The 14367-nt window shown below is 38.1% G+C and carries 15 protein-coding genes; 4 read left to right on the top strand and 11 right to left on the bottom strand.

Annotated elements, in window-relative coordinates; all coding sequences use genetic code 11:
- Window positions 1–103 precede the first annotated feature (103 nt).
- Together IEV74_RS11385 and IEV74_RS11380 are read right to left on the bottom strand one after the other, a co-directional pair.
- Complete coding sequence (locus IEV74_RS11385; RefSeq protein WP_188455514.1) at window positions 104–838, bottom strand: glucose 1-dehydrogenase; 735 nt, start codon at window positions 836–838, stop codon at window positions 104–106.
- Window positions 839–936: 98 nt separating this feature from the next.
- Window positions 937–1695, bottom strand: a complete 759-nt coding sequence (locus IEV74_RS11380) for an SDR family NAD(P)-dependent oxidoreductase (RefSeq protein ID WP_188455513.1) — start codon at window positions 1693–1695, stop codon at window positions 937–939.
- Between the two features lie 144 nt (window positions 1696–1839).
- Here IEV74_RS11380 and IEV74_RS11375 point away from each other — a divergent pair, with 144 nt between their 5' ends.
- On the top strand, window positions 1840–3066 hold the full coding sequence (locus IEV74_RS11375) for a helix-turn-helix domain-containing protein (protein ID WP_188455512.1): 1227 nt from the start codon (window positions 1840–1842) through the stop codon (window positions 3064–3066).
- Between the two features lie 71 nt (window positions 3067–3137).
- Here the strand turns inward: IEV74_RS11375 and IEV74_RS11370 are convergent, their stop codons facing one another.
- The 4 genes from IEV74_RS11370 to IEV74_RS11355 all read right to left on the bottom strand — a co-directional run bounded on the left by IEV74_RS11370 (window position 3138) and on the right by IEV74_RS11355 (window position 6795).
- Window positions 3138–3623, bottom strand: coding sequence for a methylated-DNA--[protein]-cysteine S-methyltransferase (locus IEV74_RS11370; protein ID WP_188455511.1), 486 nt, complete (start codon window positions 3621–3623; stop codon window positions 3138–3140).
- On the bottom strand, window positions 3604–4524 hold the full coding sequence (locus IEV74_RS11365) for a DNA-3-methyladenine glycosylase family protein (RefSeq protein WP_188455510.1): 921 nt from the start codon (window positions 4522–4524) through the stop codon (window positions 3604–3606). Before IEV74_RS11365 ends, IEV74_RS11370 begins: the two co-directional genes overlap by 20 nt.
- A gap of 12 nt (window positions 4525–4536) precedes the next feature.
- Complete coding sequence (locus tag IEV74_RS11360; protein ID WP_188455509.1) at window positions 4537–5094, bottom strand: bifunctional transcriptional activator/DNA repair enzyme AdaA; 558 nt, start codon at window positions 5092–5094, stop codon at window positions 4537–4539.
- A gap of 156 nt (window positions 5095–5250) precedes the next feature.
- On the bottom strand, window positions 5251–6795 hold the full coding sequence (locus IEV74_RS11355) for a malate:quinone oxidoreductase (protein ID WP_268233833.1): 1545 nt from the start codon (window positions 6793–6795) through the stop codon (window positions 5251–5253).
- 360 nt (window positions 6796–7155) lie between these two features.
- On the opposite strand from IEV74_RS11355, the gene IEV74_RS11350 reads away from it, so the two are divergent.
- Together IEV74_RS11350 and IEV74_RS11345 are read left to right on the top strand one after the other, a co-directional pair.
- Window positions 7156–7905 carry a spr1630 family ClpXP-sensitive toxin gene (locus IEV74_RS11350; RefSeq protein ID WP_188455507.1) on the top strand — a complete coding sequence of 250 codons (750 nt, stop codon included), beginning with the start codon at window positions 7156–7158 and terminating at the stop codon, window positions 7903–7905.
- Between the two features lie 24 nt (window positions 7906–7929).
- Complete coding sequence (locus IEV74_RS11345; protein WP_188455506.1) at window positions 7930–9126, top strand: spr1629 family repressor/antitoxin; 1197 nt, start codon at window positions 7930–7932, stop codon at window positions 9124–9126.
- Between the two features lie 192 nt (window positions 9127–9318).
- On the opposite strand, the gene IEV74_RS11340 is transcribed toward IEV74_RS11345, so the two are convergent.
- The 3 genes from IEV74_RS11340 to yeiL form a co-directional block, all read right to left on the bottom strand.
- Window positions 9319–9825, bottom strand: a complete 507-nt coding sequence (locus IEV74_RS11340; protein WP_188455505.1) for a DUF2798 domain-containing protein — start codon at window positions 9823–9825, stop codon at window positions 9319–9321.
- A gap of 186 nt (window positions 9826–10011) precedes the next feature.
- Window positions 10012–10617, bottom strand: a complete 606-nt coding sequence (locus tag IEV74_RS11335; RefSeq protein WP_188455504.1) for a class I SAM-dependent methyltransferase — start codon at window positions 10615–10617, stop codon at window positions 10012–10014.
- Window positions 10618–10662: 45 nt separating this feature from the next.
- Window positions 10663–11334, bottom strand: coding sequence for a transcriptional regulator YeiL (yeiL, locus tag IEV74_RS11330; RefSeq protein ID WP_188455503.1), 672 nt, complete (start codon window positions 11332–11334; stop codon window positions 10663–10665).
- A gap of 83 nt (window positions 11335–11417) precedes the next feature.
- Here yeiL and IEV74_RS11325 point away from each other — a divergent pair, with 83 nt between their 5' ends.
- Window positions 11418–12587 carry an MFS transporter gene (locus IEV74_RS11325; RefSeq protein WP_188455502.1) on the top strand — a complete coding sequence of 390 codons (1170 nt, stop codon included), beginning with the start codon at window positions 11418–11420 and terminating at the stop codon, window positions 12585–12587.
- Between the two features lie 80 nt (window positions 12588–12667).
- Here IEV74_RS11325 and IEV74_RS11320 read toward each other — a convergent pair whose 3' ends face one another.
- Both IEV74_RS11320 and IEV74_RS11315 read right to left on the bottom strand, forming a co-directional pair.
- The gene (locus tag IEV74_RS11320) at window positions 12668–13372 is read right to left on the bottom strand and encodes an N-acetylmuramoyl-L-alanine amidase family protein (protein ID WP_188455501.1); all 705 of its coding nucleotides are present in this window, start codon (window positions 13370–13372) and stop codon (window positions 12668–12670) included.
- A gap of 28 nt (window positions 13373–13400) precedes the next feature.
- Window positions 13401–14267, bottom strand: coding sequence for a polysaccharide deacetylase family protein (locus IEV74_RS11315; RefSeq protein ID WP_188455500.1), 867 nt, complete (start codon window positions 14265–14267; stop codon window positions 13401–13403).
- Between the last annotated feature and the right edge of the window lie 100 nt (window positions 14268–14367).

The raw sequence follows: 14367 nt of genomic DNA, 5'->3' as shown, positions 1-14367 counted from the left end.
TGCTAGGAAAATGGTGTTAGGTTCACTGAAAAAGAAAGGTACCTGTCCCTCGAATAGGTTCACAAACATACACGCAGGGACAGCCACCTTTAAAATTGTTTTATTACATCGCTGTTAAACCGCCATCAATTACAAACTCAGAACCGGTTGAATAACTGGATTCGTCTGTTGCAAGAAATAGAACGAGATTAGAAACTTCTTCAGATTGTGCAACTCGCTGGATTGGAATATGTTTGGCAAATTCTTTTATCGTGTCAACAGCGTCTCCTTCTGTAACCATCGGTGTTTCAATCACTCCAGGATGTACAGAATTAACACGGATTCCAAGTCCTGCCACTTGTAGGGCAGCCGCCTTTGTCATTCCACGCACAGCAAATTTAGTATCGGTATAGCCAATCGCACCACCCACTAAACCGTTCATAGAGGAAATATTCACAATCGAGCCGTTACCAGTCTTTTGCATCGAAGGTATAACAGCTTTCATACCAAGGAAAACGGAAACCTGATTGATATCTACTATTTTTCTATACTCATCCTCGGTCATCTCAAAAATAGATTTACTCATACTGATTCCTGCATTATTGATTAATATATTAGCCGGACCAAAAGCCTTCTCTGTTTCAGCTACTACAGCTTCCCAATCTGCCGCTTTCGTCACATCTTGTTTAACAAACCTTACATTTTCACCCAGCTCATTAGCTAGTGCAATTCCGCCTTCTTCATTTAGATCTGTAAGCACTACTTTTGCACCTTCACTTACAAATTTACGCACATGAGATTCCCCCATGCCTCGTGCACCGCCCGTTATAATTGCAACTTTGTTATCTAGTCTGCCCATTCCTATTCCTCCATTCATTTATTCATTCCTATGTTTTTATCGTAACGGTGAAAGTGTATCCACCGCAGTCATAAATCATTCCACAACACCAGCTAAAATTATATCGTCAACCCACCATCCACAACAACTACAGAGCCCACTACATAACTTGCCCGATCAGATGCTAGGAAGGAAACCATTTCAGCAAGCTCTTCTGGTTGTGCATAACGTCCGATGCGCATATTAGCTACTTCCTCAGGTACATAACCCCCTGATGTAAACTGTTCTTCCACACTTTTAGTTAAAGAAGTTTGTACCCCGCCTGGACAAATTGCATTGACACGAATACCTTTCTTGATATATTCCATCGCTGCCGACTTCGTTAATCCAACGACAGCATGTTTCGTTGCAGAGTATACGGAGGCACTATGTTCACTGCGAATTCCAGCTGTTGAAGCTGTGTTTATGATAGAGCCGCTCCCTTGCTGTTCCATCACCTTTAACACATGTTTCAACCCAAGGAATACACCCTTTATGTTGACAGAAACAAGACGGTCAAATTCAGCTTCCTCTACATCACCTAGTAGTGAGAATTTTTGGATTACCCCGGCATTGTTGAAAAATACATCGATACGGCCAAATGTATCGACGGCTGCATTTACGAAATGTTCAACATCTTTACTCTTTGAAACATCAGCCTGAACAAAGATCCCTTCTCCACCCTGTTCCTCAATGAGCTTTAAGGTTTCCTCACCAGTTTCCTTGTTAAAATCTACTGCTACAACTTTTGCTCCATTTTTTGCCATTTGTAAACTGCTGGCTCGTCCAATGCCGCTGCCAGCACCAGTTACAACAGCAATTTTACCTTCTAGTTCCATAATTGACCCCTCCTTATCATATAACTCAGTTTCATTTTATTCGTTATCTGAATTTATTTATTGCACTTTTCTACGTTTAATAGTATTTTTTTACTATAATTAAAAATATACTGTAATCGCTATCATGGGACGGGAGAAAATTAGATGAAGCATTCTTTGGAGGAAATTAAATACATTTGTCAACTTATTTATGAAGCACATCGATTATCTGTTTTTTATATGAATAAACAAGGAGAATTTAAATTAGAATGTTCCGCTAGTGATTTTCACAAAAATGCCTATTACATTTCCCTCAAAGATCAATTGAAGGCACACTCCCAACAACATAGCCCGGAAAAAGCTCCTGTTCATTTTTCGCTTGCCGCCATGCACTTTTTCCTTATCCATTTAAAAACTGAACACCAGTACCATGGAACGATAATCATTGGACCATGCCTGGAATCCCAGTTAGATAATGAAAAAATTAACGTCATATTGAATACATTGGGAGGGTCGGTTAACAAACGAACCCTTCTAACATTTTACCAAACCATTCCAGTAATTGATCCGCAGCAATTTCTATCAATCAGTCTATTGACTTACTATCTGATTTACCAACAGAAGCTAAATCAGTCGGCCATTAAAGACATGGGCAAAAACGAATCCAACGTAAAGTCAAAGGATTTACTTGATCTTGAAATTTCAAAAAGAAGGAGAAACTTTATTTCCCATAGCAATCTATCCCATGAGCGTGTTTTGCTGGACTATGTAAAAAATGGACAGACCGATAAAGTTAAAGATGTTATTCGCTATTCGATTATTGGTGAAGATGAATTTGGGTCCTTAGCAAAACACAGCCGGATTCGAAGTGAAAAGAACCTGATGATTACAGGTGTGGCACTTATTTGCCGAGCAGCTATTGAAGGGGGATTAAATGAAGAAACTGCGTTTACATTAAATGATTATTATATTCAGCAAATAGAAGAACGAGAAAGCATTGTGGAAATCTCCACCATTATGACAGAGGCAGTCAACGAATTTACAGAGCGTGTCTCCAAATTGAAAAAAAGTACCTATTCCGCAGCCATCATCATTTGCCAGCGCTATATTTACAACCATTTGTATGAAGAAATTACATTGGGTCAGCTAGCAAGAATAAGTAACTTAAGTCCGAATTACCTATCTGGCCTGTTTAAGAAGGAGGCAGGTCTTTCAATAAGTAAATATATTCAACGCCAAAGAGTGGATGAAGCAAAGAAACTGTTATCATTAACAACCTACCCAATATCAGAAATTTATTCCTGGCTGAACTTTAACGATCAGAGTTATTTTATTAAGGTATTCAAAAAATTCACAGGTAAAACACCAAAGCAATTTAGAAACGGGGAATAAGTGCGAGACAGGGGTTCATTGTCCCACATTTTACTCCTGCTGGGAAGAGTAGCCTATCCCTCTGTCCCGCGCTATATGTTCTTTTTAAATGAACGCTCATGTCTCAGCAGCCATTCCTTCCTCCAAAGCCCTCCAGCGTAGCCAGTCAGTTTTCCATCTGACCCTATTACTCGATGGCATGGAATGACAATGCTTAATTTATTTTTACCATTCGCATTGCCCACTGCCCTAATGGCTTTTTCATTTCCAATTGAAACAGCTATGTCTTTATAGGAACCCGTTTTTGCATAAGGTATTTCCTTTAATGCATTCCAAACCTTCTTTTGAAAAGCTGTACCTTCCAGCCTATATGAAAAAGTAAATTCACTGCGAGTTCCTTTAAAATATTCATCAAGCTGCTGTTTACAAACTTCTAAAACCGGCGGGACTTCTTCTTGATCTTCATCTACTTTATTTTCTTCTGTAAAGAGTATGGAAATAACTGCTTCATCAGTACCGGTAATCTCCAGTACCCCGATTAGCGTTGGATAATATAGCTTATGAATAATTTGAGTCATATAAAGACCTCCAAAGATAGAAAGTAGCATATGCCTGCCAGCCCTTCCAGCCTAATGACAGTTTTTCAATTTCTTTAATAGTCGGTTTACGCTCTAAACCTAGCTGGTGCTTTATTGCATGATGAAGACCAACATCTGCTATTGGAAAGGAATTCTTGTTGTGTAGGCATTTCATCATAACATAATTTGCAGTCCAGGCACCGACTCCCCTGTATTGCATCAGCAATATTTGAGTCTGCTGATCATCCTGTTGATGTTTTAAAAAGTCCTTTGTTAATTCACCATTCTTCATAGCGTTTGCAATCCCTATGATATATTCAGATTTCCTGCCGGTAATTTGCAGTATCCTTAAATCCTTCACGTCCAAGGATGAAATTTGTTCAAATGAAGGGAACAACCAGAAGGTATCTCCATTATAGGTTAGACATTCCCCAAACCGTTCAACAAAACGCCTCTTCAGTGTGTATGCAAAAGTTAAATTGATTTGCTGCCCTAAAATCGCCCATGTTAAAGCTTCAAATAAATCTTGAATACTAATCATCCGTAACCCAAAATAGTCTTGTGCCAGCTTCCGCAAAATCTTATCCTGACTTGCCAGATTATAGAATTCATCTAAATCACAATCTAGATCAAACCAATCCCATATATATGCTGCAACTTTGTTTCGGATTTCTATAGCTGGGGTTTTAGTTAGAAATTCGACTATTATGGAATCATTACTGTATTCAACTTTAAATAAAACCAATGCTCCACTCACTTTAATTAATTTAAACACATGTCCACCGTTAATCCGGTGGAGCACTTCTTGATCAGACCTGCCCAAGAATGCTAGACATTCATCAAAATTGAATTCCTTTGGAGGATACACTCTTATAAAAGACTCGTGGTCACTCCAATTCATGGCATGACCTCCTTACCTATTGCGTTTTCGATATTCATTGGGAGAACAATCCATCCAGCTTTTAAACACTCTGTAAAAATTGGATGGGCTTTGAAAGCCAACCTCATAGCATATTTCAAGATTCGTCTGGCCAGTACTTCTAAGGAGATGAGCTGCCTTATCAACACGGATTTTTTCCAAATAGGTACGAGGTGTATCACCCGTCTCCTCCTTAAATATTCGTTCCAGATAAAAGGCACTTATCCCAACTTCATCGGCTATATCCTTTAGGCGCATATGGTTATTATAATGATTAACCAAAACAGTAATGGTACTTTTGACTAGCTGAATATTCGGGGAATGCTCAACCTCTGGCTGGCATCTTTTACAAGCACGATAACCCGCACGTTCCACTTCATTGATATCATAATAAAATTCTACATTTGCCTTTTTTGGCTTTCTGGATTTGCAGGATGGCCTGCAATATATTTTAGTTGTTTTTACAGCGGTAAAAAATAAACCATCATATTTATGATCACAAGCGATAATCCTATCCCACATCTCTTCAAACGTAAAATTGACAGCTTCCATCAGCGACCACCCTAACTTTGTTTCGCGTAAATGCTTATTTGGTATAACTTATTTTACTAGGCAGCATTAGTGATTGCATCCTCATTCTTGCTCTTATGGTCTAAAGCCCCCGCATCAAAAAAATAGTGGGACACGGGGTCTGACCCCCGTGTCCCACTATGCTTCCTGTAATATATTATCTGCGTTTTTTTGTTGCTGATTTACTAAGCCCAGCGCCTGTGCTGTTTCAGTTTGAATTCTACGGGCGAGCTCTGGATTATCTTTAAGCGACTTGCCGTATGAAGGAATGATTTCTTTTATTTTCGGTTCCCATTCCTTCGCTTGTTGCGGGAAGCATTTTTCTAATACTTCAAGCATTACGTGAACAGCTGTTGAGGCACCCGGAGAAGCACCGAGCAATGCTGCAATTGTCCCATTAGCACCACTAACGACCTCCGTACCAAATTGAAGCGTTCCTTTACCACCCGCTTCGGTATCCTTAATAACCTGCACGCGCTGCCCCGCTACGACAATATCCCAATCCTTGCTTTTCGCATTCGGGACAAATTCACGTAATTCTTCCATGCGTTTTTCCTTCGATTGTAAAACTTGCTCGATCAGGTACTTGGTCAAAGAAACGTTTTTCACACCCGCTGCAAGCATTGTTAAAAGATTATTCGGCTTGACGGAACCAACCAAATCGAACAATGATCCGTTCTTTAGAAACTTCGGCGAAAAGCCAGCGTATGGTCCGAACAATAATGACTTTTTATCACCAAGAAATCTTGTGTCAAGGTGCGGAACAGACATTGGCGGCGCGCCAACCTTAGCTTTACCGTATACCTTCGCATGGTGTTCGGCAACAACTTCCGGATTATTGCACACCAAAAATAAGCCGCTTACCGGGAATCCGCCAATATGCTTCGATTCCGGTATACCGGTTTTTTGCAGTAAAGGCAACGCCCCTCCACCTGCACCAACAAAGACGAATTTTGCTGTATGGTATTCCAGTTTATCCTCTTCATAATTCCGTACTTTCAATTCCCATGTACCGTCTTCCGTACGTTTTATATCATCCACAGTATGATTGTAATTGATCGTAACATCTTGACTCTTTAAATGGTCCAGCAATTTACGAGTCAACGCTCCAAAGTTAACATCCGTTCCAGAATCAATTTTTGTTGCTGCTATCGGCTCATCTACTGAACGCTCATTCATTATTAGCGGAATCCAGTTCTTCAACGTTTCTGGATCATCGGAAAACTCCATTCCATCGAATAGCGGATTGTCAGAAAGTGCTTCAACCCGTTTCTTTAAAAATTCCACATTATCTTCTCCATGCACTAAACTCATATGTGGCAATGGCATAATAAAATCTCTTGGATTGTCTAGCTGATTACTGTTTACAAGATAAGACCAAAATTGCTTGGAAAGCTGAAACTGTTCATTTATTTTTAATGCCTTCGTAATATCTATCGACCCGTCCGGCTGTTCAGGTGTGTAGTTAAGCTCGCACAATGCAGAATGTCCAGTTCCCGCATTATTCCATTCGTTAGAGCTTTCTTCCCCTGCCTTATCGAGTTTTTCAAAAATGGTAATTCTCCAATCTGGTGCCAGTTCTTTTAAAAATGATCCCAATGTCGCGCTCATGATTCCAGCGCCAATTAGGATAACATCCGTTGTAGTATGTTTGTTACTCATGTTTTCCATCCTTCTTATCAAATGAGATTTGCAGAAAGGATGCAGGTGCGCCCTCTCAGATGTCAAAGCAAACCAGGGTGCATCCTAATTACACATCTTTTCTGATCAAAAATAACCTACTATTAGTGTATCACTAAAAGCAATAGAATAAAATATATTGTTACAAAAACGTGATAAATGCAGTGTATTTAATAGTTGGTAAAATATCTAGCTTGGATAAAGGCAGTTTCTATAAGTTCAACATCGAGTTTTTCAATCTAACTATAAAATAAGCTATGATTTTCATTTAAACTTTAAAAATATAAAAATTAATCATTCCCTAATCTGCTAATATAAGTTAAAATATAGTCAAAATACATTTCTATGACAGGAGTGATGACTTTGGAACAGTATAAATTTGATACTGGTATTAGCAAAACGATTGTTCAAGCTATTGTGGAAGGTTATCGAGATTACATAGAACATCGCATGGATCGTCATAATAAAATGAAAATAAGCTCTGCTTTTGCATGGACTAAAGGAAACTTTATTGAAAGTAAAATTGCAGATATTTGCAGTGATCTCAATTTTTCTTACAAAAAGGCGAAAGCTGGTCTAACATGGGATTACCTGCAATTTATTCAAGGTGACACAAAAAAACTATTTCTAATTAAAAATGCTGCATACTTTAATGAAAATAGCTTTTCTCAAGCAATTTTACCCAATAAAGGAAATAATAAAATCCGTCGAACATACCTCCATGAACTATCAAAAATTAATAAGAAACTAGAATTCTCAACCAACCATCAACAGGTAGAAAATCCGAGTAGACAAAGTATACAACTTTCGTTTAAAATTTCAGAAGACCTAGTACAAGATGATCTTAATCACTTTCAGGAATTGTATAATGAGTTTCACATTCTGACTTATGAAATTGATGATGCATTTCAGATTTCAAAAATCATGCATTACTTGCCAAATCCAGGTGACAATATAGCATATAGGATTGATAACCTTTCAAAATATATTTCTGGAGCCGAACTGACCGATAACGAAAAAGAAATCATAGCTCCAGATACAAATAATAATTTAATTGACCCTGCAGAGTACGATATTGGTATCTTTCAGGATGATCAAGAGGAAAAAAATTAATTTAGTTTAGATAGGGGGAGCATTATGTTTATTGGTGAAAATCTTACCAATCTTCGCACCATGCATGGTTATTCACGAAAACAGCTCTCTAACATGTTAAATGTTACGGAACAAGCAATATGGCAATATGAAAATAATTATACATCGCCAAAAATGAAGATTGTTAATGATCTTAAATCTATTTTTCTGGTTAGAAGTAAATATTTTTATAATAAAGACGTGCTCAGCCGATATTTTAACCACGGAAATATACCAGTTATGAACATTGCATACCGTTCAAAAGTAATGAATGTTATTTCTAAAACCCAAGCGGAGGCTAAGCATATTGAATTTTTGGATAGCTTTATTAACTATTTAACGTACAAAGTATCCTACCCAACGCAAAAAATTATTCAGTTACGAAATGACACAATTGATTATCTCAACACTTCTAATGATGACAGGGAAACGCAAATAAGAAAAACGGCCAGACTTGCCCGCCAAGAACTGGGGCTTCATAATGACACAAATGATGATCTAATGTTTTTAGTGGAGAAAAGTGGCATCTTTGTATTTGAAAAAGCAATTGGTGAGGATATCGATGCTTATAGCATATGGACAAAACAGGACAGGCCATTTATCATTCTAGGAAATTTAAAACGTTCAGCTGTAAGGAGAAATTTTGATATTGCACATGAATTAGGACATTTGTTGCTTCACTATCTAGTTGAGTTTACAAATTTAACTAGTAAAGAGCATAAAGTAATTGAGAATGAAGCAAATCAGTTTGCTGGTGCGTTTCTTCTGCCCGAAGATTCCTATTTAACTGATTTGCGGGCTACCGATCATATAACTAACCCGGATGCATATATTGACCTAAAAAAGAAATGGAAAACGTCTTTACAAGTTTTAGGTTATCGTGCAGCAAATTTAGGTATATTGGATGCGAAAAGTCATCGTAATTTTTATGCAGCTCTTCATCGAAAAGGCTATTTAAAAAGGGAACCTCTTGATGAGGTAATTCCTATTCAAAAACCACAAAAAATAAAATCGATCATGGACTTAACTATTAAAAAAGGAATAATCGATATTCGACAGATGATTGAAAATGACTGGATGGCAGAGACTGGTTATTTTCATCGAATAACAGGAATAGATTTAGACTTTTTTAATCGTTATTTGGTTAGTGAACACGATTTCGGATTGTCAAATGTCACTGAGCTGCGGTCGAAATTTTCGTAAAGGAAAATAAAAATGATCCAAATATGCTAGACCTGAAAAAGTGCATACCTAGTAAGTTCCCTTCTGAAATGATTGCCTTAAACGACAAATAATAAAATGGCATGTGAAAATAATTCTTTTCACATGCCATTTTATTTGCTGAAGTATCAAGAATTTTTGTCTAGGTTATCCCAAACCTATATAGGCTTTGAACTAAATATCATCCGCATTTACCACTTTACGCGCCTGACCTTCATGCAACTTTTTCATTGCAAATCTAGCAATCGGCTGTGCAATCAGCATTTCGACCCAAAATGCAATAAAAAAGTTTCGTGGCCAATCATAAAAGAACGTTTGAAATGGTTCTAAACTGATCTCTCTCATGCCAATCCAGGTTCCGATAATTGTCAGTAAAATAGACAAAATCGTTACGCTAAACAGGATTGTAAATAATACTTTTGCATTAAATCCATCTGTAGGCTTCGTGAACTTGGCTATCAATTTATTAACAATCGGGTTTGCGACCAGGGTTACCAATAGAATGACACAGATCCATACAAATGGAATAACCTGTAATGTTTCGAAATAAGTCTGTTTATGGAATCCAAATTCAAATCCCATAATAAGTGGGGCAATAATATTTACTGAAAGGATTGAAATGATAGCTAAGAACAGTATAAATTCTTTGCCGTTTCGAGGTAATCTTGTTTCTTCATGCATATTCGTCATCTCCAAAAATAATATTTCAGATGGCAGACGTATCATGAAGACATATATTTTTGGTCAATAAAAAGAAGACCAATATCTCTACACACTGATCTAACTAATAATATCACGTGGTGTAAATTTGATTCAAGACTTTTTTATTTCAAACAACCGTTACAAACATAATTCTTCCTAAGGTCATTATTTGTCAGGACTAGCCCATATCATATACAAATATCCTAATAATTCCCTTTCACAATTCACTATTTCAACACTGGACCGTCTCACTATTTCCAGGATGTCACGATCCTGATGGCAGCCTACCCGTTTTAGCACGAAAGGGTTTAGCCGTTTTTGAAACCAGCCTAATACAGCATTTTCAACTATTCCATGTTCCAGCAATAAAATTTTCCCATCCTTTTTACACCACTTGTTAAATAGTTTCAATACCTTTACTGGATCTTCATAACTGCACAAGGTCCCTGAGGAAACAATGGTATCAAACGTATTCTCGGGAAAAGATAGATTTTCAACTTCTGACAAAACAAACTCCGACTTTATAGCGTATTCTTTCGCAGCTGCCTTAGCTTTTTCAAGCATTGCAGGGCTAAAATCAACCCCCGTGTATTCTATCGACTTCGGAAAATAATTAAAATTCATTCCCGCACCGACCGCCACTTCAAGTGTTTTCCCCTTAACCGACCCAAACATTCTTCTGCGCCATCCATTTCCTGACTGCCGTTTCCTTCTTTTTTCATATTTAGCTGCCTGTTTGTCAAATAGGTGAATGCGTCTTTCCTTTTCCATTGCTTCCCCTCCATTTTTTTATACTAAGTGTTATCCATTTAATGGTTACTTATTCTTCAGCATCTCAGCAAGCGCATCTAAGGAGTTAAATTGTTTAATTAAATACGTCCGCCCTTCCTTTTGCAGGTATCCTTTATTGCAGAACTGTGTAAGCACATGCATGAAGTGACGATAGGATATACCTAAATAATCACATGCAACTACGTGTTTCTCCTTATATACCCCTTCATCCGCCGTTTGCAAAATGAAATCTGCAAGCCGGTTTTCAAGTGGAAAAGCGAGAAGCTGTGAATACTTGGCCGCCATAAGTGTTGCCTTTACACTTAAGAACCTGGTTAGCTCCCTGAGAAATTTCGTATCCTCCAGCAATTTCGTGCGATAGTAATGCATTGGCAGTGCAATACAAACCGTTTTCGTCAATGCTTGAATCCCTTTTGTATAATACACATCATGTAATAATTCCATTTCCCCAATATATTCATTTTCATTGATAAAATTAATTAAGGACACTTTTCCATTCTGATGGGTTATATATATTTTCGCCTTTCCTTCTAAAACGTAAAATAAAAAAGCTGGCCTCATGCCTTCCTGTATAATCCAATCATCACGTTGATATTCACGCACTTCCATGAATTCTTCGACTGGAAAGGAAAATAAATGTGCAATAGAGTTCTTTTCTAAATACAGCTGCTTCTTCTTACCTTGATAAATTTCCATCGTTCACCTCAAAAATAGGAGATATCTCATATTTTTTATATGTAATTCCATGATATCATGCAATCACCTGAGGGGGATACAAAATGAACACACAACGCTGGATGAGTACTCAATTTTTTAGTTTTTTTATGACATGGGGCATTTTTCTTCCCTATTGGACAGGATGGATGATTCATACAAAAGGAATTACTGTTTCCGAAGCTAGTTTGATTATGAGCTTAGGATTGGTTGCAAGGGGGCTTTCAACATTAGTTGCTTTTCCATATTTATCAGGGAAATTCAGCAGTAAAACCTTATTAAATGGAGCAGGAATTGGCACGCTGATTGCTATTCTCTGTTATATTCCAGCAGGTTCCTTCGCCAGCCTGCTTATCGCCACACTACTATTGCATTTGGCTTACCCGGCATTGATGCCTGCTTTAGATAGTGCCGCTGGTATCCTTATGCAAAATAAAGAATTAAACCATTATGGAAGAAGCCGGCAATGGGGATCCATCGGTTTTGTCGTAGCTGGCATGGTTTTAACCGTCTTTACAGGCATGCTTGGTGATGAAGTGATTTTATGGGCACTAATGCTAGGTATAATCGTATTCGTAAGTCTTGGTTTTATGCGTGCGCCTTTCGTATTATCTGAAAAACCGCAGCAGCATACGAAAAATAAGACAGGCATGCTGAAATTATTTCGCGTCAAACATTTCGGCATGGTACTTCTTATAGTCATTTTACTGCAATCAGCACATGCTTCGTATTACAATTATGGCTATCTTTTCTTGCAGGAAATAGATACGTCCACCTATTTAATTGGTATAATCCTGAACATTGCCGTCCTTGCAGAAATCACTTTTTTCTCCGTTGCAGACCGGGTGTTTCATCGATTTTCAGCGAGCTCGTTACTTGCATTGGCTGCGCTTGGGTCTACTGTTAGATGGATATTGGTATTTACCTTTCCGAACGTTATCGTATTCTGTATAGCACAAACGTTGCATGCATGCTCATTTGCAATGGGACACTATGCCTTTATGAAATACTTAACCAATAATATTCAGCCTAAGCAAATACCAATGGCACAAGGAATGTATTCAGCATTGGCACTAAGCTGGGGAACGGCCGTATTCACCATTTTTGGCGGCTATTTATTTGAAATTGAACCAAGATACGCCTTTATTGGAATGATAGCCTGTTCCATTCCATCATTAGCGCTTGCACTTGTGTGGAAGCAGAGGGACGGTTCTCCCGTTTCATTGGCGGGGTAAAGCATGGGCAGCGTGAAAGGAAGCATTGGGACGGTTCTTTTGCTTCATTTTTGAAACAGGAGAAGCATGCTTCACTCCTTTCAATCTATTTCCAAATACTCCATTACACCGTTTTTGATGGATGTTGCAACAGATTGCTGAAATTCGTCGGTTAACATGGTTTGCTCATCTTTTGGATTGGTTATATAACCTATTTCAAGCAAGGTTGCCGGCATGGCAGTATCTTTTAATACAAAATAGTTCTCCTTCTTTACCCCGCGATTTCTGAAACCTGTTGCCTCTACAACATGTTTGTGTATAGTATTCGCCAAAGATAAAGAGTTTTGATTAAAATAATAGGATTCCGTTCCTGAAACAGATGGATCTGTAAACGTATTGGCATGGATAGAAATATATATATCTGCACCTAGATCATTCGCAAAGTTTGGTCTGACCCGTGCTTCAGCAGACAGGAAAACATCTTCATCCCTTGTTGTATAAACGTCTATTTGCGGTACTTGCTTCAATAATTGGCAGACCTCCATCGCAATGCTTAACGTGAAGTCCTTTTCATATGAACCACTGGCACCAATAGAACCAGGATCACTTCCACCATGTCCCGGATCAATCACTACTTTATACGGGTCCCCGGTCGAATTATCATCTGCTTGATTACTTATAAGCGTTTCATTATGATTTTCCTTGGAATTCGAAGCAGAAGGTTTCTGGTCTTCTAGTAAACTAACTACTATTAAAATTAAAATTACAACTATACCAAATGTGGAAAATCGAATCCTTTTCTTCATTTCACTCTCTCCCTTACTTGTTTGTCTATTACTTTGTAGATAGCCGATGACAACGCTGATAACAGTTGAAGTTATACGGCTGTAAATTTTCTTCAATTTTCTTAGTATGAAATCCATGCTCTGATAGATAGGTCAGAAGCATTGACAGATGGTTCGCCGTGTTAGCTTTATCATGCATAAGAATAATTGGTGCAACTCCAGCATTAACCAGATCCTCTATTTGTTTAATAACCGTACCTACATATTCATCACTTGATAAAGACCAGTCACTGCTGTCGACATTCCAATCCCATAATTTAAATCCATTGCCAGCTAAAACCTCGCGATATGACTCGGTTAGATAAGGAACACTGCCATAAGGGGTCCGAATCAGAGAGGACTTAATCCCTGTAATCGATTGAAGTGTCTGCTGGGCAGCGTTCATTTCTTCCAGGGCGGATTGTTCAGATTTATAGAATTTATTTTGGTTATGTGTCACACCATGCAAACCCACGGCATGACCTTCCTTTACAATTTTGTCTACAACTTCCGGTAATTCCGTCATAGAAGGTTCCAGCATGAAAAATGTTGCTTTGGCGTTAAATTGATTTAATGTATTCAGAATATCCGTCGTTGCTGCAGTCGGTCCGTCATCAAAGGTTAGGTAAACCGTCTTTTCATTAGTTGGAGAAACCAGCTCACTTTCCGCCTTTGACTCCCCTGTTTCGGTTTTTTGAGATTCTGGCAATTCTTTATATGTTGGATTTATTTGCTGCGTTGAATCCTGCCCTGCCTTATGACCCGCAGCAATTGACTGACTTTCTTTTGCCCCCTCCTGATTAAGGTCAAAATGACTTTGACAGACATAAAAAATTACCAAACAAGCAAGGAAAATAATTAGTTTAAACTTGTTCATGCAAAGACCTCTATTCTATTTCGTTTTCATGCTTTTAGACAGGTTAATATATGGAGATAAAGAAGAGATGAAGATGAAATAGATTTAGGCTGAAGATTAA

It is taken from the genome of Virgibacillus oceani, from assembly GCF_014638995.1.
GTDB classification, from domain to species: Bacteria; Bacillota; Bacilli; order Bacillales; family Amphibacillaceae; genus Virgibacillus_E; species Virgibacillus_E oceani.
Note: the sequence above shows the minus strand (reverse complement) of the source record. Positions and strands in the feature narration are given on the sequence as shown.